Below are 24814 nucleotides of genomic sequence, written 5' to 3'. Positions count from 1 at the left end.
GCGTTCCACTCGCCCTACTTCACCTGGGCGGCGACGGTGCGCAGTTGCCCGAGAGTGGTACGGAAACCGTGACCGGACGCGGCCGGGTCCTCGGCGTTCAGGCCGCTGACCGCCATGGTCTGCGAGCGGGTCGTGGCGACGGCCTCCGCGCCGGAGCCGCTCAGGTCGAACACGCCGAAGTCGCCGCTGAGCGTCCGGAACGTCGGGGCCGCCGGGTCCCCGGCGAGGTAGAGCACCACGACCTGGCCCGCCTCGAGCTTCGACATGTGCGCCATGTCCGGCACACCGGTGGGCAATGCGGCGAGGGTGATCCTCGCCCCAGGCCGCACGGTCGATCCGGTCGCCGCGCGCAGCACCTCGTCGACCCGGAACCCGACCGCCTCGACCTCACCGCGTACGACCAGGTCCGCGGTCTCGCTGAGCTGTCGCACGCTGACGTACCCGCGCAGCTTGCCCTTGACCGGCGGGGGCGCGGCGTCGGTCGGCGCGGCGGCGCTGCTCGGGGCGGCGCTGCTCGGGGCCGGCGCGGCGGCCGGATCGGCGCCGCCGCAGGCGGCCAACGCCGCAGCGGCGAGCACGGCGGTGGCCGTGACCCACAGAGGCCGGGTACGGCGACTGTCGACTGCCATGGAACGCTCCTCGCGTCTCGGTGCCGTCCCGGGTCGTCTCGCTCGGAACGCGGCACTGCTTACGCCTTCTATCTGTGCGTCCCGGGCACCGAGTTCCATTTTTTCTCTCCGGGTCCAGCTTTTCCGGGCTCAGCGTTTCCGGGCTCAGCGCCGCTCGTCGGCGAGTTGCCGAAGCTCGGCCAGCGTGGTGACGAACGCGCGACCCGCCCCGGCGGCGTCCTCGGTGCGCAGACCGGTCACCGACCTCGCCGGTGACCGGCTGGTGGCCGTCTCCCCCACGAGGTCGAAGATCCCGAACTCACCGCCGAGCGGGCGGTAGACGCGCGCGGCCGGGTCCGCGAGGCCCAGGTAGAGGACGGTCGGACCGCCGGGGGTCCCGGCTACCTCCACCGTGATCTCGGTGGGCACCGGAGCGTCCGGGGCGCGGTAGAGCACCTCCGCTACCCGGTAGACCGCCCGCCCGTCGGCCACCGACGCCACCTCGCCGCGGACCACCAGGTCGGCCGTGTCGGTGAGTTGGCGCACCGTGCCGTACCCACGGTTCTTGGCGGCCGTGCCCGGCAGCGCCGGCCGAGCGGCCGGGTGGCTCGCCTCGGGGGACGGAAGCGCCGCCGGGGGCGCGTCGCCGGACCGGGCCGCGAGACCTCCGCCGATCCCCGCCGCGACCAGGACCAACGCGGCCGCCGCGAGCGCGGGCCGCAGCGGCACGAAAGCCCTCCTTCGGGTACGCGGCTCCTGCGCGATCGCCGTCAGCAGGCGCCTGCGGTGCAGCTCGTGTCGACCCGCCGGCAGGTCGTGATCACCGGGGTGGGGTGCGATCTGCGCCCATTCGGACGGGTCGGGCCCGCTCACTGGCTGCCCTCCCGCACGAACGAGGCGTCCACGACGGGGGGCCGGGCGGCGCGTGGCGGGGCGTCGACGAGGGTACGGAGCCGGGCGCGCGCCCGCGACAGCCTGGATCGCACCGTGCCGACCGGAACCCCCAGCGCCTCCGCCGCGGACTCGTAGTCGAGGCCCTCCCACAGGCACAGGGTCAGCACCTCGCGCTCGGCGCGTCGCAGCCGGGCCAGCGCGTCGATCGCGGCGGCGATGCGTCGGCTGTCGTCGAGTCGGCCGGCGACCTCGTCGGCGTGGTCGGGCAGAGTGAAGTCGGAGGCGAGCAGCGCGGCGGCCACCCTGCGGTAGCGGCGGTTGCTGCGGGTGTGGTTGCGCGCCTCGTTGGTGGCGATGCCGAGCAGCCAGGGTCGGAGCGACCCGCCCTCCTCGGTGACCCGCTCCCGGGAACGCCAGGCCTGCAGGTAGGTGGCGGCCATGACGTCCTCGGCGGTGGCCCAGTCGGCGGTGAGCCGAAACGCATGGTTGTACACCGAGCGCGCGTACTCGTCGAACAGCTCGGCGAACGCACCGGGGTCACCGGCTCGCACCCGAGCGCGCAGACTCGACTCCATGACCATCTTCTGTCCGTCGGACGGTGCTGGTTCCGATGGACCGGCCCGTTGATCAGTTACGGCCCGACGATAGCCACCGGCACGTACGGCCCGCCAACGACGGGATGAACAGGCGCCGTCACGCCGCGCGGTCGTCGATTGACGACGAATCGACGTACTGGTATCTGTTAATACAGTTTCCTGATTCTTGGCCCGGCGCGGCACTTCGGCCCCGGCGGGCACCGCGAACCGACCGGCTGGCGGCACGCCGCCCCTTCCCCGAGGAACACCATGGTTCACAAGAGAACAGCCGCCTACGTCGTGGGCACCCTGCTGGTCGGCGTCGCCGCCGTCGGCTACGGCCTGCCGTCGGCGAGCGCCGCGACCGCCGGCCCGATCACCGGCCTCGGCGGCAAGTGCATCGACGTCGCCGGCGCCAACTCGGCCAACGGCACGCCCGTCCAGCTCTACGACTGCAACGGCAGCGCGGCCCAGACGTGGACCGTCGGCAACACCGACAACTCGATCCGAGCACTCGGCAAGTGCCTCGACGTCACCGCCGCGTCGACCGCCAACGGCGCCAAGGTGCAACTGTACGACTGCAACAACACCGCCGCGCAGAAGTGGACCGCCAGCAACGGCGCGCTCGTCAACTCCGGTTCCGGCAAGTGCCTCGACGTCACCGACCGGAGCACCGCCAACGGCGCCCGGTTGCAGATCTGGACCTGCGGCGGCACCACGAACCAGCGGTGGACCCTGCCGGGCGGCGGCACCTCCACCCCCACGCCCACCACCCCGACCGGCACCAACCTCGACGACCCGGCGAAGAAGGACGTCGCCATGCAACTCGTCTCGACCGCCGAGAACTCCTCGCTCGACTGGCGCGCGCAGTTCTCCTACATCGAGGACATCGGCGACGGGCGCGGCTACACCGCCGGCATCATCGGCTTCTGCTCCGGCACCGGCGACATGCTCGAACTGGTCGAGGCGTACACCCGCACCAAGCCGGGCAACGTGCTGGCCGGCTACCTGCCGGCGCTGCGCAACGTCAACGGCACCCCGTCGCACGCCGGCCTCGACCCCAACTTCCCCCGCGACTGGCGGACCGCAGCCAACGACTCGGTGTTCCGGGCCGCCCAGGAGGCCGAACGCGACCGGGTCTACTTCAACCCATCGGTACGCGACGGCAAGAACGACCAGGTCCGGGCGCTCGGTCAGTTCGCCTACTACGACGCTGCGGTCATGCACGGGTACGAGGGCATGCGCCAGATCCGCAGCCGTGCCCTGAATCGGGCCAAGCCGCCAGCCCAGGGCGGCGACGAGCGGACCTGGCTCAACGCCTTCCTCGATGAGCGGGTCATCGAGATGAAGAAGGAGGAGGCCCACTCGGACACCTCCCGTGTCGACACCGCCCAGCGGGTGTTCCTCAACAACGGCAACTTCAACCTGAACACCCCACTGGTGTTCGCCGTCTACGGCGAACAGTTCCGCATCGGCTGAGCGGTTGGTGTGGTGGCGGGTCGTCGGCATCGGCACGGAGTTTCCGTTCGCCGACGGCCCGCCGCCTGGCCTTTGCCCGGCCGGTCCTGACAGTCGCGCCCTGGCCGCTGACCTGTCTCGCGGTCATCACCCTGTTGATCACCGTCGAGCCGACCATCGGTCTCACCCGCGACTCCATCGATCACGTCATAGCCTGGGCCAAGGCTCTTCGACGCCCATTGGCTAATCCCTAGAGCGACGCGCCCAGCCCTCGCTGATCCCTGGCGACGCGCCCAGCCCTCGCTTCACACCGGGCACCTGGCAGCGCCGTCGACAGCCAGCCCTCGTTCAGACCGGCGCAGACAGCGCCGCTGACACCAGCCTTACTCATGCCAGGCACCAGGCGGCGTTATCGAACCAGCTCCCGGCACCGCCGGGCAGCGCGCCCACCCCGGTCGCCACCAGGGAGGAGTCCAGCACCGGCGAGCCCTCCGGCGACCAGTCGCTCAAATCGATCATGACGACTGGAATTGTCGTACACCCGTTCTAGTCTCGGGTCATGGTCGAGGAGTTGGCGCAGGCAGACGACGCGGTCGCCGCCTGCGTCGATGCCGCCGCCTGGGCCCTGCCGGAGCACGATCTGGTCGCCGCACTCGATGCCGCTCACCGCTTGGAGCAACGGCTCGCCGCCGTCAAACTCGCTCTGGTCCGCGAGCTGGACGGCCGCGGCACGCCCCGGGCGCAGGGGGCCTCCTGCACTACGGTCTGGCTCCGCGAGCGACTGCGGCTGACCGTGCCCGCCGCCCGCCGCCTCGTCGACCTCGCCACCGCGCTGGACACCGGCAACCCCGGCATCCGACAAGCGCTGGCTGACGGCGCCATCAGCTTGGACCAGGCCCGGGTCATCGCCGACACCGTCAACACCGTGAACACGTCGACCGACGCCGAGACCGCCGACAAAGCGGTAGGTGTGCTCGTTGACTGGGCCGCACAGTTCGACCCCACCCACCTGCGCAAACTCGGCACCCGCATCCTCGACCACGTCGCCCCCGACATCGCCGACGCCGCCGCCCAGGCCACCCTCGACGCCGATGCACGCCGCGCCGCCCGCGACCGGCACCTCACGTTGTCCGAGCAGGCCGACGGTCGACTGCGACTCAGCGGCATCCTCGACGCCGAAACCGCAGGCCTGCTCCGGGCCACCATCGACCCACTGACCGCCCCGTCCGGACCGGACGACACCCGCTCCTCTGGGCAACGCCGCCACGACGCCCTCGCCGAGGTGTGCCGACTCGCCCTCCGGACCGGCGAGCTGCCTGACAGCGGTGGCGATTCCGCTCAGATCGTCGTCACCACCAGCTACGACGGGCTGACCCGGCGGCTGGCCACCGGCGCGCTCGACATCGGCCTAGAGCTCACCCCGGACACGGTGCGCCGCCTCGCCTGCGACGCAGCCATCCTGCCCGCCGTCCTCGGCGGCACCGGCCAGGTCCTCGACGTCGGCCGACAACGCCGCCTCATCACCGGCCCGCTACGCCGCGCCCTCGTGCTCCGCGACCGCGGCTGCGCCTTCCCCGGCTGCGACCGCCCACCCCGCTGGTGCGACGCCCACCACATCCACCACTGGGCCGACGGCGGCTCCACCAACCTGGCCAACGCCGTCCTCCTCTGCGGCCACCACCACCGACACCTCCACCAGGCCGACTGGGTCGTCCGGCTCGGCGACGACGGCCACCCGGAGTTCGTTCCACCCGCCTGGCTGGACCCCGAACAGCTCCCCCGCCGCAACCACTACCACCGACGGACGTAGGAGCAAGCGGCGAGTTCAGTGAGAGGAGCCGTCCCGGAGCTGATGATCGACAAGCCCCTGCTCGTCCTGCGGGATGCGTACGGTGAAGGTGGTGCCCTCGCCCGGCACCGAGCTCACCTCGGCCGTGCCACCGTGCGCCTCGGCGATCGCCGCCACGATGGCAAGGCCGATGCCGGAGCCCTCCCGCTGCCGACTGCGCGAGGTCGCGCTGCGGTAGAAGCGTTCGAAGACTCGCCGGCTGTCCTCCTCGGTCAGGCCCGGGCCGTCGTCGGCCACCTCGATCACCGCGGCACCGTCCGAGGTGAAGATCCGGACCTCGGCGGCGGTCCCCGGTGGAGTGTGCCGGCGTACGTTGGACAACAGGTTGGCCAGCAACTGCCGCAAGCGCAACTCGTCGCCGGAGATCACGAGCGATCCCGGCGCCCGCACGCTCAGCGGGCGGCCGGGCGCGATGGCTCGGGCGTCCGCCGCCGCCTCGGTGGCCAGATGGGCCAGATCCACCTGGTCCCGGTCCAGCGGGCGACCCTCGTCCAGCTTCACCAGCACCAACAGCTCGTTGACCAGTTGGCCCATCCGGGTCGCCTCGGACTCGATGCGTCGCATCGCGACCTCGAGGTCGGCCGGCCGGGCGCCGGCACCGTGCCGGAACAGCTCCGCGTACCCGCGGATGGTCGCCACCGGAGTGTTGAGCTCGTGCGAGGCGTCGGCGACGAACCGTCGCAGCCGATCCTCCGAAGTCTGCCTTTCCTTGAAGGCGGTCTGGATCTGCACCAGCATCGCGTTGAGCGCCGCGCTGAGCCGTCCGATCTCGGTGTTCGGCCGGCCCGGGCGCACCCGCCGGTCCAGGTGCCCGGCGCCGATGTCCGCGGCCACCTCGGCGATCCGGTCCAGCGGACGGGTGCCCAGGCCGATCAGCCACCACGCGATCAGCACCATGGCGGCCAGGATGACCACAGTGGCGACCGCCTGGGTACGGATGAGCTGGCGGTTCGCCACGTCGTAGTCGGTGAGCGGGAGGCCGACCTGCAGGATCGTCCGCCTGTCGGGCAGCCAGCTGGATCGCACCCGCCACTGGTTCGGCCGCTGATCTGTCAGCGTGACGGTCGCGTACACCGCGCCGTCCGGTTTACTCGTGCTGGGCTCCTTCGGTTGCAGCCGGATCGCGGCCGCCTGCCCGCCCGGATTCTGCAGGTCCAGCATCGGGGTGCCGTCCGGCGACAGGATCCGTAAGAGCACGAACGGCTGGCCGCCCGCGCTGGCCAGCCGGCCGGTGCCGGCGCCGGACGGGCTCAGTCCGGTGCCGTTGTTCACCTGCGCCACGACCGCCGTGCTCAGCTGATCGAGCTGGGTGTCGGTGCGGGTCACCAGGAAATACCGCAGCGCGGCCAGGGTGGCCAGCGCGGCCACGCTCATCCCGGCCGCCAGCAGCACCGCGACCAGGACGATGAGCCGGCCCCGCAGGCCCATCCCGCTCACTCGGCCGGCAGGCGCAGCGTGTAGCCGACTCGGGGGATGGTCTGGATCAGCGGTGGATCGAACTGGTCGATCTTGCGGCGCAGATAGCTGATGTACGTCGAGACCACGCCGTGGTTGCCGCCGAAGTCGTACTCCCACACCTGGTCGACTATCTGCTGCTTGGACATCACTCGGCCGGCGTTCTGTACCAGATAACGCAGCAGGTTGAACTCGGTGGGGCTCAGGTCGATCACCACGTTCTGCCGGCGCACCACGTACGCCTCCTGGTCGATCACCAGGTCGGCGTAGCGCAACCCGCCGGTCTCCTCCGGCGGCGGCAGCGCGGGCGCGGCCAACTGCGACCGGCGCAGGATCGCCCGGGCCCGGGCGACCAACTCGTCCAGGCTGAACGGCTTGGTCAGGTAGTCGTCGCCGCCGACGCTCAGCCCTTCGACCTTGTCGGCGACCGTCCGACGCGCGGTCAGGAAGATCACCGGAGCGAGGACGCCCTTCTCCCGTAGCCGCCGGCACAGGTCAATGCCGGAGCCGTCCGGCAGCAGCACGTCCAGGATGATCAGATCGGGCCGCTCCCGCGCCACGGTGGCCTCCGCCTCCGCGCAGTCCCCGGCCGTGGTCGAGGCGAAGCCCGCGTAGCGCAGAGCGGAAGCGACCAGGTCCGCCAGGAAGAGTTCGTCATCGACGACCAGGACCCGTGGTACGGGTTCAGTGGTCGCGGAGCCGTCGGCCGTCCGATCCGCCGTTACCACAACACGTCCCCCTGAACGGTTCGATGCTCGCTGGCACGTCCCATTCTGCCCGTGTCGTGCGCCTCCGAGACCCGGCGCCGTTGTGAGTTCGTTGGGAAAACTTTGTGAAGCCACTACGGATGCCGTACCTGTCATCCGAACTCTCACCGAACCTGAAAGGCCAGCACACGGCCGCTTCAACTCGTCGTGATCGGCTGAATAACGCACCGGCAGACGGTGTGGTGGCCGGCCGCGGGGTGGGAGAGGACGAGACTGATGTACGCAACGTTGGCACGAGGTGTGGTCCGCCACCCATGGTGGACGATTGGCGCCTGGCTGGTCGTCGCTGCCATCGTCGGGTTTTTCGGACCGGGTCTGTCCGCCAGCAGTGATCAGGCCGACTTCCTGCCCTCCCACTACGAATCCGTTCAGGCCGGCAAGGTGCAGGAAACCGCCTTCACGGAAAGCGAGGGCGGCAGCGCCGCGACGTTCGTGGTGCGGCGCCGCGACGGCGCCGCGCTGACCAGCGCCGATCAGCAATTCGTCGAGCAGGTCGCCGGACAACTTCGGGACAAGGCCATCCCGCACGTCATCGAGGTGCAGTCGAGCACGGCGACGGTGTCGGAGAATGCCCTCGTCCAGCTCCTCCAGGTCACCGTCGACGGCCCGCAGAGCGATCCTGGCACAGAGGAGGCCGGCCGGGCGCTGCGGGCCGCCGCCGGGCCGTTGTTCGAGAACACCGATCTGACAGCGGGCATGACCGGCGACGTCGGCATCGTGATCGACGCGCAGGACGCCTTCGCCTCAGCCGAGCAGGTCATCGCCCTGGCGACGGTCGTCCTGATCATCGTGCTGCAGCTGCTGATCTTCCGGAGCCCGGTTGCCGCACTGCTTCCCATGGTGACCATCGGTGTCCTGGTCTTCGTCTCGGTGAAGCTGATCGGCATCGCCCAGCGGATCTTCGACCTGACCGCGGAAAAGTCGGTCACGGTCTGGGTGACAGTCGTGCTGTTCGGCGTCGGCACCGACTACATCCTCTTTCTGCTCTTCCGATACCGGGAACAGTTGCGCACCGGCGAGGACCCGCGTACCGCGCTGATCCACGCGACCGCCCGGGTGGCCAAGGTGATCACCTCGGCCGGCGCGGCGATCGTGATCGCGTTCAGCACCCTGGCGTTCTCCTCGTTCGGCTCGTTCAAGGCGCAGGGTCCGGCACTGGCCATCGCGGTCGCCGCCACGGTGGTCACCGCGCTCACCCTGATCCCGGCAATCGTGTCGCTGCTCGGGCCGAAGGTGTTCTGGCCGTCCTTGAGCTGGCAACGGCAGCCCCGGGCGCGGTGGTCGACCAAGCTCAGCGACCTGATCGTGAACCGTGCCGGCCTGCTGGCCGCCGCCGCGGCCATCGTCCTCGCGCTGCTCTCCCTGGGCGCGCTGCGCTTCCAGGCCAGCTACGACTACAACGCCGGCCTTCCGCAGGACACCGAGTCGGCGATCGCCCTACGGGACCTGCAGCGCGGCTTTCCGGTCGGCGCCCTCAACCCGACCTCCGTGCTGCTGGTCAGCGACACCGGGCAGCCGCTGGATGAGGCAGGCGTTGACAGCTTCCGGTCGCAGCTGTCCGGCGTCGACGGGGTCGGCCGCGCCGGCCCCGCGGAGTACAGCCCGGACCGTACTGTCGCCAAGATCAGCATGCTGCTCGACCACGACTCCGGCAGCACCGAGGCGGTGGACACGGTCGCCGACACGCTGCGGCCGACCGCGCACGACGTGGCCCCGACCGGCACCCACGCCCTGGTGGGCGGCCCGACCGCGACATTCGCCGACATCCGCAGCGCGGTCAATCAGGACTACTCGCTGGTCTTCCCCCTCGCCGCCGGGCTCACCGCGCTCGTTCTGCTCGCCCTGCTGCGCAGCATCGTCGCCGCGGTGCTGCTGATGGTCCTGGTCGGGCTCAGCTATCTGGCCACGCTCGGCGCATCGGTGTTCGTGATGCAGGACGGGCTGGGCAAGGCCGGGATCATCTTCAACGTCCCGATCTTCATGTATCTGTTCGTGGTCGCCATCGGCACCGACTACAACATCCTGGTGGTGGACCGGCTGCGCGAGGAGACGCGCGAGGGCCACACCCCAGGCGCGGCCGCGCGCCTGGCCCTCCGGCACACCGGCCCGACGGCGGTGGCCGCTGCCGTCATCCTGGCCGGCACGTTCTCCTCACTCACGCTCGCCGGCGTCGCCCTGCTCGCCCAGATGGGCTTCGCGGTCGCCGCCGGCATCCTGATCTCCGCACTGCTGGTGTCGTCACTGCTGGTGCCGACGCTCACGGTGCTGATGGGCCGCCGGTTCTGGTGGCCCGCCCGGCTCACCCCGACCGGCCCGGCCGCCGACCGGCCGGCAGAGGAGACCACGGTGGACGCCGGGGACCGCCGATGATCCGATGGCCTACCTCGCCGACGTGTGCCGGCTCGCCCCACGCACCGGTGAGCTGACCCGCATGGTCTGTTCGGTCAGATCCGCGCCGAACTGGAACTCCCAGCGCGGTGACTTGACCTCAAGCTCGGGTGAGGTCCTAACCTCCGACATTGGAGGTAATGCATGAGCATGGAAGTTACCGCGTGGATGTCCCTGCACCACGCGATGAACGCGCAGGATGAGCGACCGCTGTCCCGCGCGACCCTGAAGCGCATCGCGCGGTTCGCGCAGCCGCACCGCACCCTGATCATCAGGTTCCTGTTGCTGAGTGTGGTGACGGCGGTTCTCACGGTGGCGGCACCCGTTCTCGCCGGTCGGGTGGTCGATGCGATCGTCGACGGCGCCGACAGCGGTGTCGTGATCCGGTTGGCCGCACTGATCGCCGTGATCGCCCTCGCCGAGGCCGGACTGGGTCTGGTGACGCGATTTCTCTCCGCCAGCATCGGTGAGGGGTTGATCGTCCAACTGCGGACGGCCGTCTTCGACCACGTTCAGCGCATGCCTGTGGCGTTCTTCACGCGCACGCGCACGGGTGCGCTGGTCAGCCGCCTGAACAACGACGTGATCGGTGCGCAGCGGGCGTTCAGCGACACCCTGTCGAGTGTGGTCGGCAACGCCGTCACGCTGATGCTGACGTTGGCCGTGATGCTCACCTTCTCCTGGCAGATCACGCTGCTGGCGCTCGTCCTGCTGCCCATCTTCGTCCTCCCGGCCCGCCGGATGGGTTCGAAGCTCGCCCAGTTGCAGCGTGAGGCGGCCGAGCACAACGCAGCCATGAGCACACGGATGACCGAACGTTTCTCCGCGCCCGGCGCGACCCTGGTCAAGCTGTACGGGCGCCCGGCCGAGGAGTCCGCCGAGTTCGCGGCGCGGGCGCGTCGGGTCCGGGACATCGGCATCCGTGCCGCGATGCTGCAGTGGGTCTTCATCACCGCGCTCACCGTCGTCGGGTCACTGGCGCTGGCCCTGGTCTACGGACTGGGCGGTCTCTACGCCCTGCGAGGCAGCCTCGATGCCGGCACGGTTGTCGCCCTCGCGCTGCTCCTGTCGCGCCTCTACGCACCGTTGACATCGCTGGCCAGTGCTCGGGTCGAGGTGATGAGCGCGTTGGTGAGTTTCGAGCGGGTGTTCGAAGTTCTCGACCTCAAGCCGCTGATCCTCGACAGGTCCGATGCCCGGCCTCTGCCGGAGGGACCGGTCGCGGTCGAGTTCAACGGAGTCCGGTTCGGCTATCCCTCAGCGGACAAGGTGTCGCTCGCATCCCTTGAGGACGTGGCGAAGCTCGATACGCGCGGCGGTGAGGAGGTGCTGCACGGGGTGTCGTTCCGCGCCGAAGCGGGGCAGATGGTGGCGCTCGTCGGCTCCTCCGGGGCGGGCAAGTCGACGATCGCGCAGCTCGTTCCTCGCCTGTACGACGTCGAGGACGGCGCGGTGAAGCTCGGTGACGTCGACGTACGCGACCTGTCCGCCGAGTCGATCCGGACGGCGTTGGGCGTGGTGACCCAGGACGGGCACCTCTTCCACGAGAGCATCCGCGCGAACTTGGCGTTCGCCCAGCCGGACGCGACCGAGGACGAGATGTGGGAGGTGCTCCGACGGGCCCGACTCGACGACCTGATCCGCACCCTTCCCGATGGGCTCGACACCGTGGTCGGCGAACGCGGATACCGCCTGTCCGGCGGGGAACGGCAACGGCTCACCATCGCGCGACTGCTGCTGGCTCGCCCCCGCGTGGTGATTCTCGACGAAGCCACCGCGCATCTCGACTCCACCTCGGAGGCGGCGGTCCAGGACGCCCTCGCCGAGGCCCTGACCGGCCGGACGAGCGTGGTCATCGCGCACCGGCTCTCCACCATCCGGGCGGCCGACCAGATCCTCGTCGTGGAGGCCGGGCGCATCGTGGAACGCGGGCGACACGGTGACCTACTCGCGGCTGGCGGCCGCTACCACGAGTTGTACCGCACCCAGTTCGCCCAGGACCCGCCGACGGTCCAGGAGCAACGCGTCGCCATCTGACGGCTCCCGCCCGGCACGCCTGCGAGTTCACCTCGCTCCACCCACCCACGGCGAACGGACGCGGTGGCCGGGCCGTCCCTCGAAGGACGGTCCGACCACCGCGTCACGGCCGCAGGTCAGTCGTTGTCGTCGTCCTTGTCGTCGGCGTCGTTGTCATCGTCGGCGTCGTTGTCATCGTCGTCGACCGGCTCCTGCTCGGCCTTGACCACCGACCCGTTGTCCCGGTCGACGTCCACCTCGTGCTCGGTGTCGCCGGCGACGATCTCGACGCTCCAGACCGGCCGGCCGTTCTCCTGCTCGGCTTCGACCTCGACGATCTGACCGCCACCGGCCTTGGCGAGCGCGATCTCACCGGCCCGCTTCTCGTCGACCGCGCCGCCCGCGGGCGCGCCGCCGGTCGACGGCGTACCGGACGGCGTGCCGCTCGACGGCGTACCCGATGGGGTGCCGGCCGACGGCGATCCGGTGGTTTCCGGCGCGACGGTGGCCGTCGGCGCGACCGTAGCCGCGGCGAGTGCCGTGCCGCCGGCGCGCGAGCCGTTCGCGGCGGTGACGCCGAGCGCGACCCCGGCCACCGCCAGCACCGCCGACCCGCCGACCGACGCCAGGAGCAGATTGGTGCGCTTCATCGTGGTGTCCACCTTTCCTCGGTTGTCGACTCCGAGGATCGGCCAGATCGGGATAGCACCGCGCTGTCCGGACGCTAAGGCCGGGTTAAGGCGGCCCAGGGCCGGGTCGGTCAGCCGCGCCTGCTGAGTTCCGCTTCCAGCCGCTGGACGAGCGTCTTGCGGTCCTTGCTGGCACGCTCGTTACGCAGCGCGGTCCTGAGCTGTCGCGTGTCGAGGCCACGGACCAGCTTGGCCGCCTCCGCGACCGACATCTCCGACATCCGTCCGGCCGTGGTGGCATCCCGACGCGCTCGTTTGGCCGGCCCGGTGTTGGCCACGTACTGCTTGCCGGATCGGGACGCTTCGCGCTTCTTCGTGTCGGTCGCGCGCCGCTGGCTCTCCGACATCTCCTCCCAGGCCTTCTTGGGCAGGTAGCGACTCGTCGTGCCGCCCTTGCGCGCACGGGTGTCGCCCTCTTTCGTCTGCCATTTCTCGTTGCCCCAGCGCTGGAGAGACTTCTGCCGCTCGTCCTTTTCGCCCAGGAATCCGCCACCGCGCTTCTTGTACTCCTGAGTGACGAGCTGTGACTTGCGCGCCGACCACTGCCCGGGCCTGCCGCCCTTGTCGGAGGCCTTGACCTCTTCCTTGATCTGCTCTCTGAGCTCGGGTTTCGTATACCGCGCCATGACTGGCAGCTACCCGGCACCGCAGCGCCTATGCGTCCCGCGCCGACGTGGGAGGCCCGAGCCGGAGCAGCACCTGCGCACCGCCTCCCGGGCCGGCCCGCAACTCCAGTCGGCCGCCGGCGGTCTGCGCGGCACGCCTGGCGATGTCCAGGCCGAGGCCTGTGGACCCGGCCGCGCTGGCGCCCCGCCGGATCGCTCCGGCGGGCATGCCCGGGCCCTCGTCGGCGACCGTGAGGACCACCTCGCCAGCCTCGTCAGCCTCGCGGACGAGCCGGACGGTGAACGGCGTGCCGTCGGGGGTGTGCGCGAAGACGTTGCCGAGCAGGGCGTCCACGGCCGCCGTCAGGTTGTCGGCGGCCACACCGACCGGAAGGGGGCCGGGTGCGAGGTCGAGGGTGACGGCGCGGCCGGTGTCCTCGGCCAGCACCGACCAGAACGCGACCCGTTCGGCGACGATCGACGCCGCGTCCGCGGAGGCCGGCTGCGCCGGTACGTGTCGCCACCGGGCCTGCCGGATCAGCCCGGTGACCGCGCGTTCCAGCCCGTCGGCGGCGGCGGTGATCCGGGCGGCGTCGTCCGGGTCACGCAACGACTCCGCTTCCAACCGCAACGCCGTCAGCGGCGTCCGCAGCTGGTGCGACAGGTCGGCGACCTGTTCGCGCTCCTGCACCAGGAGCACCTGGATCCGGGTGGCGAGATGGTTGAGCGCGCCGGCCACCTCGCGCAGTTCGGGCGGGCCGGCCGGTGTGACCCGAGCGTCCAGTTCGGCGTTGGCCAGCCGGTGTGAGACGGCCGAGAGGTCGCTGATCGGCCGGACCAGGGTGCGCGCCAGCCGGTCGGCGACCAGCAGCCCGATCAGCACGAGGATCACGCCGAGCAGCGCCAGCACCAGCCAGGCCCGGGTGACCCCGGCGGTCAGCTCGCGTTGCGGCACCGCGATCCGGATCACCCCGGTGCCGTCCGCCCGACCCTGCACGGCGATGACCACCTCCCGGCCGGCCGCCGACTCCCCGGTGAGGCTCTGTCCGCGCGTGGCGAGGGCCACCGCTGGCGTACGGGGTGTCTGGGCGCCGAGCACCGTGCCGTCCGGCAGGAAGACGCTCACCGGTCGACCGGACTCCGCGGCGAGTTGCTCGACGGTGAGCCGGATGGTCGCCGTGTCGGCGGTGCCGACCACCGGCACCAGGCTCTGCGCGTCGGCGGTGGCCCGAACGGTGGCCCGGTCCTCGGCGACGGTACGGACCAGCAGCGCCAACGGCACCAGGAACGCGATGAGGGTGAGGACGCTGACCGCGGCGACCAGCAACGTGAGACGGGCCCTCACGGCTGTGCCGCCGGGGCTTCGAGACGCACCCCGACACCACGCACGGTGTGCAGGTAGCGAGGCTGCTGGGCGTTCTCCCCCAACTTGCGACGCAACCAGGACAGGTGCACGTCGACGGTCTTGTCGGCGCCGCCGTACGGGATCTGCCACACCTCGGTGAGCAGCTCACGTTTGGTGACCACCTGGCCGGGTCGGCCGGCGAGATGATGCAGCAGGTCGAACTCGCGGGGCGTCAGCTCGACCGCGACCCCGTCGAGGGTGACCTGCCGGGCCCGAGGATCGACCCGGAGCCCACCGACGACGAGTGTCGGATCCTGCCCGTCGGCGCCGGCGGGGCCGCGCCGCAGCACCGCCCGGACGCGGGCGTCGAGCTGCGCAGCGGTGAACGGCTTGGCCACGTAGTCGTCGGCGCCCGCGTCGAGCACCCGCACGATCTCGGCCTCGTCGTCGCGCGCGGTGGCCACGATGACCGGCACCGAACTGACCGCGCGCAGCATCCGCAGCAGCTCGCGGCCGTCCAGGTCGGGCAGGCCCAGGTCGAGCACGACGAGGTCGGGTCGGTCCTCCAACGCGTCGCGGAGCCCGGCCATCGCGGTCGAGGCCGCGGCCACCGCGTGGCCGCGTTCGCGCAGGGCCCGGATCAGCGGGGTACGGATCGTCAGGTCGTCCTCGATGAGCAGTAGACGCGGCACACCTGGCAGGCTAGCGGCTCACCGCCTAGGACCACGCGATCTCACCGTGGCGGTCGACGAAGCGGCCCGAGCCGTGTCCCGGACCTTCCGTCGCGAGGGCGACGATGGCGTCGGTGCCCTCGGTGACGGTCTGCGGACCGCTGTTTCCGTTGAGTTCCGTGGCCGTGTATCCGGGGTCGGCGGCGTTGATCCGGACGTCCGTCAGCGCCTTGGCGTACTGGGTGGTCAGCATGGTGAGCGCCGCCTTGGAGGACGTGTAGACGGGGGCGATGACGCCCGACTCGGCTCGTGAACGGTCATGGGTGGCTGCCAGTGAGCCCATCGCACTACTCACGTTGATGATCACTGGGTCGGGTGACCGGCGCAGCAGCGGCAGAAACGCGGTTGTCGTCCGCACCACGCCGAGGAGATTGACATCCAGGACGGCGAGCAGGTCGCCGCTGGTCAGTTCGCTCGGGTCCCCGAACGGGCCGTGGATGCCCGCATTGTTGATCAGCACGTCGATCCGGCCCTCGTGCTTCTCGACCTCGGCGGCCGCCGCGGCGACCGAGTCGTCGTCGGTGACGTCGATCTGCACGAACCGGGCTCCGAGTGTGTCCGCCGCCACGGCCCCCAGCTCCGGGTCGCGAGCCCCGACGACGACTGTGTGACCCAGTTCGATGAGGCGGCGGGCGGTCTCGCGACCGAGCCCCTTGTTGGCTCCGGTGATGAAGGTGATCGTCATGCACCCATCGTTTGTCGCCGCCCAGGCGTGTGCCAGAGACGTCGCGACGGTAGGACAAGCAATACCACCTTCCTCGTGGCGGTCTGCGAAACAATCGAGGGCGTGAGGACACAGACGGCGGGACTGGGCGCGACGATCCGCGCCTGGCGTGACCGCCTGTCGCCGGCCGCCACCGGGCTGCCCGTTGGCCATGGGCGCCGAGCCGCCGGGCTGCGACGGGAGGAGCTGGCCGAGCTGGCCGGTGTGTCGGTCGACTACGTCGTGCGGCTGGAACAGGGGCGGGCCACCACACCGTCGGCGCAGGTGACCTCCGCGCTCGCTCGCGCCCTACAGCTGACGTCCGCCGAGCGCGACCATCTCTTCCGGCTGGCCAACCTGGCCCCACCGACGGACGACGAGATCTCTGATCACCTGCCGCCGGGTGTGCAGCGGGTGGTGGGGCGCCTCGGTGACGCTGCCGTCGCCGTGTTTGCCGCGGACTGGCAAGTGATCTGGTGGAACCAGAGTTGGGCGGCGCTGCTGGGCGACCCGTCGGCGTGCCCGCCGGTTCGTCGCAACTTCGCCCGCGACACCTTCCCGGTGAACTCCGACGGGCCGGGGATGTCGCGCTGGCCCGTGATTTCATTGGACGCCGATGTCACGAGCGCCGCCGTCGTCTCCGACCTGCGGCGGGCCACCGGCCGTTTTCCCCGTGATCGCCGCCTGGCGAAGCTCATCCGTGATCTCGCCGAGGGCAACGAGCAGTTCGCCGACCTGTGGGCGGCCGGGACGGTCACCGCTCACCGGGAGGACACCAAGATCGTCGAGCATCCGGCGGTCGGTACCGTTCGGGTCGACTGCGATGTCCTGACCGACGGCAACGCCGAATTGAAGATCGTGATCCTCACTGCGGCCCCGGGCAGCGACGACGAGACCAAGATCCGCCTCGCCACGGTGGCAGGCGTCCACCACCCTGCGGAGCCTGGGGACCTCGACGACAGGGCCCGCCACCCGGGCGGGCGTTAACCGTGCCTTAGGGTCCGGATGTGCCGGCGACAACCGTGGATCGGGGATAGTCAGGGAATGGGCCGTCGTTCGATTCTCGTTGCCGCCGGTTGGGTGGCCACCGCCGCCGTGGCGACCCTGATCGGGTTGGGCGCGATCCGCTTGGTGGGTGACAGCCTGACCGGCACCCCGGGTGGGGTCCGCAGCGAGGCCGAGATCGAACGGGCGTTGGCCGTACCCGAGCCGGCGCCCACCACGAGCATCGCCCCGGGCACGACGGGCACCGCCCCGGCTGCGCCGGGCACCACAGGTCCGGCACCGAGCGCCGGCTCCGGGGCCCGCCGGGGGTTCGCCACCGACGGCGGCACGGCCGTCGCCGAGTGCGGCGTTGGCGGCGTACGCCTCGTCTCCTGGGCGCCCGCGCAGGGCTTCCGGGTCCGCGACGTGGACCGGGGCCCGGACGACGACGTCGAGGTCACGTTCCAGGGGGCGACCCGGGAGTACGAGTTGAAGGTGCGCTGCATCGGCTCGGAGCCGGTGGCCGTCGCCGACGACTAGGTGTTCTGCTCGCGGTCCGCGTTGCGGCCGAGGGCGACCATGCGCAGGGTTTCCTCCCGCCGCCGTACGAGCAACGCCCCGGCCAGGAAGGTCACCGGCGCGACGAGCACCAGCATCGCCCACTGCTCCGGCACCAGGGGGATGGTGTGTCCCATGTTCATGGTCGAGGTGACCCAACCGGCGAGGGCGCTGTCGATCACCAGGGCGAGGGCTGCCACGGGCAGGAGCATGACGACGATCCGGCGGCGTACCTCCGGAGTGAGCGTGGACACCGCGATCACCATGGCCAACGCGGCGGCCGCCAGGCCCGCGACGTAGAGCCAGAGGACCAGCTCGCTGCCCGCCTCGATGCCGTAGAAGACCTGGTAGGACACCTCGCCGACGAAGTCGAAGGTGGGACTGTTCACCCGGTTCGCGGCCAGCAGCGCGATCATCGCGGCCGGCGCGAGAACCAGCGCGAGCAGTCGGCGTACGCCCAGCAGCGCGACCGCTCGGCGACGCGGCGCCGGCACCGTGAGTGCGGCGGCGGCCACCACGGCGAGGGCGAGCTGCGGCAGCATGTCCACCACGTACGTCGGGTTGTCGCTGGTCTGCGGGGCGACGAGCGCACCCCAACCGAGCACGCCGGCCCAGGCCAGAGCGGCGGCTACCCAACGCCACCCGACCAGCACCGTGGCGCAGACACCCGCCCAGCCGGCGACGCGCAGCCAGTCGACGAGATCCGGGCCACTCGGCGAAAACCCGGGCGGCAGGCTCGGCGCGCGGACGAGCTGGTCGAGCAGCGCCTTCCCGGTGATGGCCAGCAGGACGACCACGGCCAGCAGGCCGGTCACCGTTGCCGCGTCCGCCCAGCTCGGCTCGGTGAACCCCCGTGCGCCCACCCGAAACCGCGCCCGCAACCCGGCGCCGACCAGATTCCGCACGTCGGCGGCGGCGGGTCGCCGCTGGCCCGGCCGTGCGCCGGCGAGGAGCACGGCCAACATCTCGTCCTCGTACACCCGACGGTGTTCCCACGGATAGGCGGCCAGCAGCCGCCGGTAGCGGCGCTCCAGATCGTCGCTGCTCACGCCGCTCCCCCATCGGTCAGTAGGCCGCTGCGGCGCAGCCGCGCGCGAGCGGCGTCCGCGTTGTGTCGGAGGCGGGACGCCTCTTCGGTGAGCCGCCGCGCGCCCAGGGCGGTGAGGCGGTAGTAGCGGCGCAGTCGCGACTGCACCACCTCCTCGCGCTCGACCTCGATGAGACCGTCGGCACGGAGCCGATCGAGGACCGCGTAGAGGGTGCCGGCACGTAGGTGCACCCTGCCGTCGGAGATGCGCAGCACATCCTCGATGACGGCATAGCCGTGCAGGGGTGCCTCTGCCAGCGCGGTGAGCACCAGGAACGTCGGTTCCCGAAGTGGAGCCTCAGCCATGCCAGAGAGCATATACCGATAGGCGGTATATTCAAGGACGATGAGAGCTGGGGAACGAACGTGACTGGCACGGAGATCCGCAGTCGGTGGAGGCGTCGCTGCAGCATTGACGCGAAGCGTCGGATGACGTGTTGCGGTGCTCCAGCCGGCCGGGTGCCCCGCATCCGGATCAGTGCGTGGTCGGGCTGGCGTTCGCCGACTGACGACTCTCACTGGCGCCGGAAGCACTCGGAGGGCAGGGGGCGGAAGGCTCGTGTTCTCTCTCGCTGACGTACCGGTTGCGCAAGTTCCGAGAGGACGCTTCTCCAGCGTTTGATCCGCTTGTTAGCTAGCGGGCACGGTGATGGTGTCCAGCCAGGCGCTGAGGGCGGGCGCGACGGCGTAGAGGTCAGGGCCGTTTACCGTTTCGCTGGCGGCGGCACGAGCTTCGGGGGTCGCGTTGAATGCGATGGCGCAGCCGACCACGCCGAACAGCGGTACATCCGAGCGCCCGTCGCCGATGGCCGCGCAGTGCCGGAGTTCGACACCCAACTCGGTGGCCGTCCTGATCGCGAAATCACGCTTGGCGTGCTCGTCGAACTGCTCGGCGACCTCGCCGCTGTAGCGGCCGTCGACCATGTGCAAGCGTGGTCCGCACGCTCGGTCGAAGCCGAAGCGGCTGCACAGGTAGGTGCCGACGAAGTCCCAGGCCAGCGTGCTCAGTACCGGCACGAGCGAGTGGGCCCGGCACCACGAAACCGTCTCCGCGATGCCGTCCACCAGCGGCATCGACTCCAGAAACGCGTGTGCTTCAGCGGGTGTTCTGCTTGCCCACCCACGAGCTTCGAGCACGCACGCCTCGTCACTGCTCAAGGTGCCGTCTGCGTAGCCGGCTTGTATTTGTGCGATCTCCTTGGCATTGCCGACGAGCTCGGCGAGGTGCTGGCCGCTACTGGTCGGTGTCAGCGTTCCATCGACATCAAAGAACACCGCTCCACGGATCATGGCCGAGACAATACCCGTCAGGCGTGGGGCTCCCGGGCAATCACCTCATGCTGGCGGCTGCCAAGCGCTGGGTCGCGAGCGCATCAGACCCTTGAGCGGCATCACATCCACTGATCCACGGCATCAGCTTCCCGCGCCGCATCAGCTCCGCTCAGCCAGGACCGCCAGGAGTTACCGGAACGGCGACGACAGCTCGGGGGCAAGCTGGAGGCCGATGACCTACGCCAGTACGGCGCGGCGTACGCGACGCTGGCCGTTGCGCAGGAGCTGAACCGACCCCGCGCCGCCATGAAAGAGATAGCCGACAAGCTCGGTGGCTGCGCGCAGTGCCGGGACGGCGAGTGCGAGATGTTGACCTGGGCGCGGGACACGCTCAAGGCGCACCGCAGGTGATCGAGCGGGGAGTTGCCCCGGTCGGTGTGGGTGCCGATGTTGGCCCGACCGACCATCGCGCAGCACCGGGCGCAGGGATCGTGCCGGCACCGCCGGCCGGACGGCTGCGCGGAACTGCGGTGGGCGAAGGACCGATTGAAGACCCGCCACCCGTCGGGGCGGACGACGCGCAGGGTCGCACCGTGATCACTTGATGAGGAGTAGTTGTCAGACGGGCCTCGGAGCTGCTGAGCATCACGTGATCGAGGCGAGTCCGCCCCCCACCGCCCGATCGGCGGTGGGGGGCGGACTCGGGTGGTGGTTCAGCTGCTGTACGCCTCCACCTCCCAGAGTGAGTGGCCATACCCGGTGCCCCGGGCGGTGCCGTAGATCCGCAGGTAGCGGCCGTTGGCACCGAGGGCGGCGTGCTCGTCCACGCCGCCGTCGGCCCCGGTCACCGTCTTCACTGTGGTCCAGGTGGTGCCGTCGTTCGAGGTCTGGATCTGGTACGCGCTGCTGTACGCCGCCTCCCAGCTCAGCTTGACCCGGCCGATCGCGGTGGCGCTGCCGAGGTCCACCCGGATCCACTGCGGGTCGGAGAACGTGCTCGACCAGCGGGTGGCAGGGCTGCCGTCGACGGCCTGGGCGCCGGACACGTCGGCCCCCTCGTTGCTGGACGTCGACGTGGGTTTGTTCAGCAGCAGGTTGCCGCCGGTCGGGCCCCCGGTGCCGCCGTACACCTCGAACTCGAACAGCGAGTAGCCCCAGGCGGATCCCCGGGTGGTGCCGAGAAGCCGGACGTACCGGCCGGACCCGCTGAGCCCGGTCAGGTCGTCCACCCCGCCGTCGCCACCGGTCACCGTACGGATCGTGGTGAAGGTGACCCCGTCCGGCGAGGTCTGGATCTGGTATCCGCTGCCGTACGCCGCCTCCCAGGTCAGCTTGACCCGGTTGATGGCGTACGTGGCGCCGAGGTCCACGTCGATCCACTGGGGGTCACCGAAGGCGCTGCCCCACCGGGTGCCGGCCGCGCCGTCGAACGCGTTGCCCGCGCCGAACGCGCCCTCGAAGCTGGACGCGCGCGCCGGCTTGCCCCGGGCCAGGTTGGCGCCCGGCTCGGGATCCGGGTCCGGGTCCGGCCCGGGCCCGCCGGTGCTGGTGGAGAGGGTGAACTCGTCGATGTCGAAGTACGGGCCGGTGCCCTTGAACACCAGGAACAGTGTCCGGGTGCCGGTCGGGGCGGTGACGCCACCGGTGACCGTGGCGAAGTTGGCGTACCCGCCGGTGGGCACCACGGTCGCCGAACCGACAAGTTGCCCGGTGGGCGAGTCGACTCGCAACTCCAACGTGCCGCCACCGCCGGCCGGTGCGCCGACCCGGGCGCTGAACGACTGGACGCCGGTCAGGTTGTAGGGGCGGAACGAGATCCAGTCGTTGTTGTCGACGTAGCCGACCGCCGCGCCGCCGTGTCCGGCCGCGCCGGCGACGACCTGGACGCCTGACGAGTCACCGAAGTGCTCGGCCTGGCGTACGCGCGGTTGCAGCACCGCCTGGGTGTGCGTGGTCAGCGCCGGCTGGCCGCCCCCGCCCAGGTCGGTGTACTCGGCGTCGATGATGCCGAAGATGTTCGCCGCCGTGTCGTGCTCGCCGTCGGCCGAGGTCTGGATGACCCCGGTGCAGCCCTGCACGCTGCCGAGTTGGTGGCCGTGCGAGTCGTGGCCGAGGACGTAGTTCACCTTCACCCGGGCGCAGTTGATCGCGCCGTCCTGGGCGTCGGTGACGGTGACGGTGAACGGCACCGCGTCCCCGAAGGTGAAGGTCTGCCCGTTCAACGGGGTGTTCACGGTGACCACCGGGGCGCTGTTGCCGACCGTGACGACCACGCTCGCGGTGGCCGTCTTGCCGGTGGTGTCCCGGACCGTCAGCGTGGGGCTGCGGGTCCCGTTTGTGGTGTACGTGAAGCTCGGGTTCGCGGCCGTCGAGTCGGTGGTGCCGTTGTTGTCGAAGTCCCAGGCGTAGGTGAACGGGTCGCCGTCCGGGTCGAGGGTGCCGGCCGAGGAGAAGGCCACTGTCAGCGGCGCGGTGCCACTCGTCGGGGTCGCCGACACCTTGGCGACGGGCGCTCTGCCCTCGCGGGCGTACTCGATGCGGTAGAGCGCCGAGTTCGCGTCGCCGTTGAACCATCCGGTGCCGTAGTCGAGCACGTAGAGCGCGCCGTCCGGGCCGAACTCCATGTCCATGACCTGGGTGCCGGTCCACGGGAACGGGTTGATCTTCAGGGGTTGGCCGGACGCGTCGAGCTTGATGTTCTTGATCCAGCGGCGACCGAACTCACCGGCGAAGTAGGTCCCGTCGTAGTACTCGGGGAACGCCACGGGCGAGGTGTTGTTCGGGTCGTACCGGTAGACGGGTCCGCCCATCGGCGACAGGCCACCGCCGGTGAACTCCGGCGGCGAGCCGGAGCCGCCGTACGGCAACCAGGCCGGGACGGCCGGGGGCAGCTGGGTGATGCCTGTGTTGTTGGGCGAGGTGTTCACCGGCCCACCGGCGCAGTCGAACTTCGCTCCGGACGGCCCGGACGGGAAGGTGTAGTCGTTGTAGGCGTCGTTGCGGGCGGTGCAGTACGGCCAGCCGTAGAAGCCGGGCCGATCGATCCGGGCGAACTCCACGTTGCCGGCCGGGCCCCGGTTCGGGTCGGCGGTGCCCGCGTCGGGGCCGTAGTCACCGAGGTAGACGATGCCGGTGGCCTTGTCCACGCTCATCCGGAACGGGTTGCGGAAGCCCATCGCGTAGACCTCCGGGCGGGTCCGCGCGGTGCCCGGCGCGAACATGTTGCCGGCCGGGATGGTGTAGCCGCCGGCCGCGCTCGGCCTGATCCGGAGGACCTTGCCGCGCAGGTCGTTGCTGTTCGCCGAGGTGCGCTGCGCGTCGAACGCCGGGTTGCGCCCGGACCGCTCGTCGATCGGGGTGAAGCCGGCCGAGTCGAACGGGTTGGTGTCGTCACCTGTGGACAGATAGAGGTTGCCGGCCGCGTCGAAGTCCATGTCACCGCCGACGTGGCAGCACATGCCGCGGCTGGTCGGCACGTTGAGGATCAGCGTCTCGCTGGCCAGGTTGATGGTGTTGTCCGCGTTCACGGTGAAGCGGGCCAGCCGGTTGACGCCGTCCCAGGCGGCGAACTGCGCCGGGGTGCCCTCGGCGGGTGCACCTCCGCCGGGTGTGCTCAGTGGTGGGGCGAAGTAGGCGTACACCCAGCGGTTGGTGGCGAAGTTCGGGTCGGCCTTGATGCCCTGCAGGCCCTCCTCGTCGCCGGTGTAGACCGGCAGGGTGGCGGCGATCTTGGTGTTGCCGGCGGCGTCGGTGTGCCGGATCACGCCGTTGCGGGAGGTGTGCAGCACGCCCCGGTCCGGCAGGACGGTGAGGCTCATCGGTTCGCCGGTCTCGGCCGCGCCCTTGGCCAGCTCCACCTGCTGGAAGCTGCTGGTGACGGTGGGGCCGCAGTCGGCGTCGACAGCGCCGGCGGCCGTGCGGATGCCGCCGAGCAGGTGCTGCCGAAAGTTCGCCTCGGTGTACGACGCGTCGGTGTGCCCGAGGCCGGTGTACCAGGCGCGACCGCCGGAGTAGTTCTGACACCAGGAGATCGGGTGGTCGGCGCCCATGCTCCCGCCGGTGTAGGTGCTCTCGTCCAGGGTGGCCAGCACGTGCGCGTTACCCCGGGGGTTGGTGCGGTAGTTGTACAGCTCGTCGAACCGGCTCCACCGCTGCGGCAACGTCGCGGTGGACGGGTGCACCTGGTCGGCGACCTTCACTGTGACGTTCTGCTCGGCCGGGTGCGAGGCGAAGTACGCCCCGACCAGTCCCCCGTACCAGGGCCAGTCGTACTCGGTGTCGGAGGCGGAGTGCACCCCCACATAGCCGCCGCCGCCCTGGATGTAGCGCTCGAACGCGGCCTGCTGGGCGGCGTTGAGCACGTCGCCGGTGGTGGAGAGCCAGATCACCGCCGCGAACCGGTCCAGGTTGGCGTCGGTGAACTGGGCGGCGTCCTCGGTGGCCTCGACGGTGAAGCCGTTGGCCGCGCCGAGCTGCTGGATCGCGGCGATGCCCGGGGTGATGGAGCCGTGTCGGAATCCGGCGGTCTTGCTGAAGACCAGCACGGTGAACGGCGCGGCGCTGGCTGTGGGTGGCGAGGCGACGATGCCGCCCGCCACGAGGATCGCGCTCAGCGCGAGGCCGAGCCACGATCTCAGGGATCTGCGCACGGTGGGGTCCTTTCGCGGTGCGGGGGACGGCGTGCGCCGATCACGCCTGGCGGTGGTGGGACGAGATATGTGAATGCATCGTTGCGTCCGGATCACGGGCGCGTCAAGCACTCTCCCACCATCCGTGAGAGCGTTATCTCCGCAGGTCAGGGGCGACCGTGCGAAGTGAGATCGAATAACG

At 70.7% G+C, this 24814-nt stretch carries 21 protein-coding genes; 6 read left to right on the top strand and 15 right to left on the bottom strand.

The window, feature by feature from the left end; genetic code table 11:
• Nucleotides 1-14 precede the first annotated feature (14 nt).
• The 3 genes from ACLQ3B_RS12235 to ACLQ3B_RS12225 form a co-directional block, all read right to left on the bottom strand.
• A complete protein-coding gene (locus ACLQ3B_RS12235) occupies nt 15-629 on the bottom strand; it encodes a hypothetical protein (RefSeq protein ID WP_425780191.1) in 615 nt (204 codons plus the stop codon).
• A 144-nt stretch (nt 630-773) separates the two neighbouring features.
• Complete coding sequence (locus ACLQ3B_RS12230) at nt 774-1481, bottom strand: hypothetical protein (RefSeq protein ID WP_425780190.1); 708 nt, start codon at nt 1479-1481, stop codon at nt 774-776.
• The gene (locus ACLQ3B_RS12225; protein WP_425780188.1) at nt 1478-2077 is read right to left on the bottom strand and encodes an RNA polymerase sigma factor; all 600 of its coding nucleotides are present in this window, start codon (nt 2075-2077) and stop codon (nt 1478-1480) included. The genes ACLQ3B_RS12230 and ACLQ3B_RS12225 overlap by 4 nt, the downstream gene beginning before the upstream one ends.
• 270 nt (nt 2078-2347) lie before the next feature.
• Here ACLQ3B_RS12225 and ACLQ3B_RS12220 point away from each other — a divergent pair, with 270 nt between their 5' ends.
• Nucleotides 2348-3556 carry a chitosanase gene (locus tag ACLQ3B_RS12220; RefSeq protein WP_425780186.1) on the top strand — a complete coding sequence of 403 codons (1209 nt, stop codon included), beginning with the start codon at nt 2348-2350 and terminating at the stop codon, nt 3554-3556.
• 366 nt (nt 3557-3922) lie between these two features.
• On the opposite strand, the gene ACLQ3B_RS12215 is transcribed toward ACLQ3B_RS12220, so the two are convergent.
• Nucleotides 3923-4054, bottom strand: a complete 132-nt coding sequence (locus ACLQ3B_RS12215) for a hypothetical protein (RefSeq protein ID WP_425780184.1) — start codon at nt 4052-4054, stop codon at nt 3923-3925.
• Between the two features lie 40 nt (nt 4055-4094).
• Here ACLQ3B_RS12215 and ACLQ3B_RS12210 point away from each other — a divergent pair, with 40 nt between their 5' ends.
• Nucleotides 4095-5345, top strand: a complete 1251-nt coding sequence (locus ACLQ3B_RS12210) for a DUF222 domain-containing protein (RefSeq protein WP_425780182.1) — start codon at nt 4095-4097, stop codon at nt 5343-5345.
• 15 nt (nt 5346-5360) lie between these two features.
• Here ACLQ3B_RS12210 and ACLQ3B_RS12205 read toward each other — a convergent pair whose 3' ends face one another.
• Both ACLQ3B_RS12205 and ACLQ3B_RS12200 read right to left on the bottom strand, forming a co-directional pair.
• Nucleotides 5361-6812, bottom strand: a complete 1452-nt coding sequence (locus tag ACLQ3B_RS12205; protein ID WP_425780180.1) for an ATP-binding protein — start codon at nt 6810-6812, stop codon at nt 5361-5363.
• A 5-nt stretch (nt 6813-6817) separates the two neighbouring features.
• Nucleotides 6818-7567: a response regulator transcription factor gene (locus ACLQ3B_RS12200; RefSeq protein ID WP_425780179.1), complete on the bottom strand. Its 750-nt coding sequence runs from the start codon at nt 7565-7567 to the stop codon at nt 6818-6820.
• A 255-nt stretch (nt 7568-7822) separates the two neighbouring features.
• Here ACLQ3B_RS12200 and ACLQ3B_RS12195 point away from each other — a divergent pair, with 255 nt between their 5' ends.
• Both ACLQ3B_RS12195 and ACLQ3B_RS12190 read left to right on the top strand, forming a co-directional pair.
• On the top strand, nt 7823-9976 hold the full coding sequence (locus ACLQ3B_RS12195) for an MMPL family transporter (RefSeq protein ID WP_425780177.1): 2154 nt from the start codon (nt 7823-7825) through the stop codon (nt 9974-9976).
• Nucleotides 9977-10138: 162 nt separating this feature from the next.
• A complete protein-coding gene (locus tag ACLQ3B_RS12190) occupies nt 10139-12031 on the top strand; it encodes an ABC transporter ATP-binding protein (protein WP_425780175.1) in 1893 nt (630 codons plus the stop codon).
• Between the two features lie 116 nt (nt 12032-12147).
• On the opposite strand, the gene ACLQ3B_RS12185 is transcribed toward ACLQ3B_RS12190, so the two are convergent.
• The 5 genes from ACLQ3B_RS12185 to ACLQ3B_RS12165 all read right to left on the bottom strand — a co-directional run bounded on the left by ACLQ3B_RS12185 (nt 12148) and on the right by ACLQ3B_RS12165 (nt 16065).
• Nucleotides 12148-12660 (bottom strand): PepSY domain-containing protein, encoded by a 513-nt coding sequence (locus ACLQ3B_RS12185; RefSeq protein ID WP_425780173.1) that lies wholly within the window; start codon nt 12658-12660, stop codon nt 12148-12150.
• Nucleotides 12661-12770: 110 nt separating this feature from the next.
• The gene (locus tag ACLQ3B_RS12180; RefSeq protein WP_425780171.1) at nt 12771-13325 is read right to left on the bottom strand and encodes a DUF5872 domain-containing protein; all 555 of its coding nucleotides are present in this window, start codon (nt 13323-13325) and stop codon (nt 12771-12773) included.
• Between the two features lie 28 nt (nt 13326-13353).
• The gene (locus ACLQ3B_RS12175) at nt 13354-14649 is read right to left on the bottom strand and encodes an ATP-binding protein (RefSeq protein ID WP_425780169.1); all 1296 of its coding nucleotides are present in this window, start codon (nt 14647-14649) and stop codon (nt 13354-13356) included.
• The gene (locus ACLQ3B_RS12170; protein WP_425780167.1) at nt 14646-15341 is read right to left on the bottom strand and encodes a response regulator transcription factor; all 696 of its coding nucleotides are present in this window, start codon (nt 15339-15341) and stop codon (nt 14646-14648) included. Before ACLQ3B_RS12170 ends, ACLQ3B_RS12175 begins: the two co-directional genes overlap by 4 nt.
• 25 nt (nt 15342-15366) lie before the next feature.
• Entirely contained in the window at nt 15367-16065 is a 699-nt protein-coding gene (locus tag ACLQ3B_RS12165) for an SDR family NAD(P)-dependent oxidoreductase (protein WP_425780165.1), read from the bottom strand.
• Nucleotides 16066-16167: 102 nt separating this feature from the next.
• On the opposite strand from ACLQ3B_RS12165, the gene ACLQ3B_RS12160 reads away from it, so the two are divergent.
• Nucleotides 16168-17070 carry a helix-turn-helix transcriptional regulator gene (locus ACLQ3B_RS12160; protein ID WP_425780163.1) on the top strand — a complete coding sequence of 301 codons (903 nt, stop codon included), beginning with the start codon at nt 16168-16170 and terminating at the stop codon, nt 17068-17070.
• A 57-nt stretch (nt 17071-17127) separates the two neighbouring features.
• Nucleotides 17128-17607, top strand: a complete 480-nt coding sequence (locus tag ACLQ3B_RS12155) for a septum formation initiator (RefSeq protein WP_425780161.1) — start codon at nt 17128-17130, stop codon at nt 17605-17607.
• Here ACLQ3B_RS12155 and ACLQ3B_RS12150 read toward each other — a convergent pair.
• From ACLQ3B_RS12150 to ACLQ3B_RS12135, 4 genes are all read right to left on the bottom strand, one after another.
• The gene (locus ACLQ3B_RS12150; protein WP_425780159.1) at nt 17604-18674 is read right to left on the bottom strand and encodes a hypothetical protein; all 1071 of its coding nucleotides are present in this window, start codon (nt 18672-18674) and stop codon (nt 17604-17606) included. The genes ACLQ3B_RS12155 and ACLQ3B_RS12150 overlap by 4 nt on opposite strands.
• Nucleotides 18671-19018: a PadR family transcriptional regulator gene (locus ACLQ3B_RS12145; RefSeq protein ID WP_425780157.1), complete on the bottom strand. Its 348-nt coding sequence runs from the start codon at nt 19016-19018 to the stop codon at nt 18671-18673. Before ACLQ3B_RS12145 ends, ACLQ3B_RS12150 begins: the two co-directional genes overlap by 4 nt.
• Nucleotides 19019-19342: 324 nt before the next feature.
• Nucleotides 19343-20002, bottom strand: a complete 660-nt coding sequence (locus ACLQ3B_RS12140) for an HAD family hydrolase (protein ID WP_425780155.1) — start codon at nt 20000-20002, stop codon at nt 19343-19345.
• A 695-nt stretch (nt 20003-20697) separates the two neighbouring features.
• Entirely contained in the window at nt 20698-24633 is a 3936-nt protein-coding gene (locus tag ACLQ3B_RS12135) for a ThuA domain-containing protein (RefSeq protein WP_425780153.1), read from the bottom strand.
• Nucleotides 24634-24814 lie beyond the last annotated feature (181 nt).

This window comes from Micromonospora sp. DT53 (assembly GCF_049841535.1).
GTDB lineage: Bacteria > Actinomycetota > Actinomycetes > Mycobacteriales > Micromonosporaceae > Micromonospora.
Note: the sequence above shows the minus strand (reverse complement) of the source record. Positions and strands in the feature narration are given on the sequence as shown.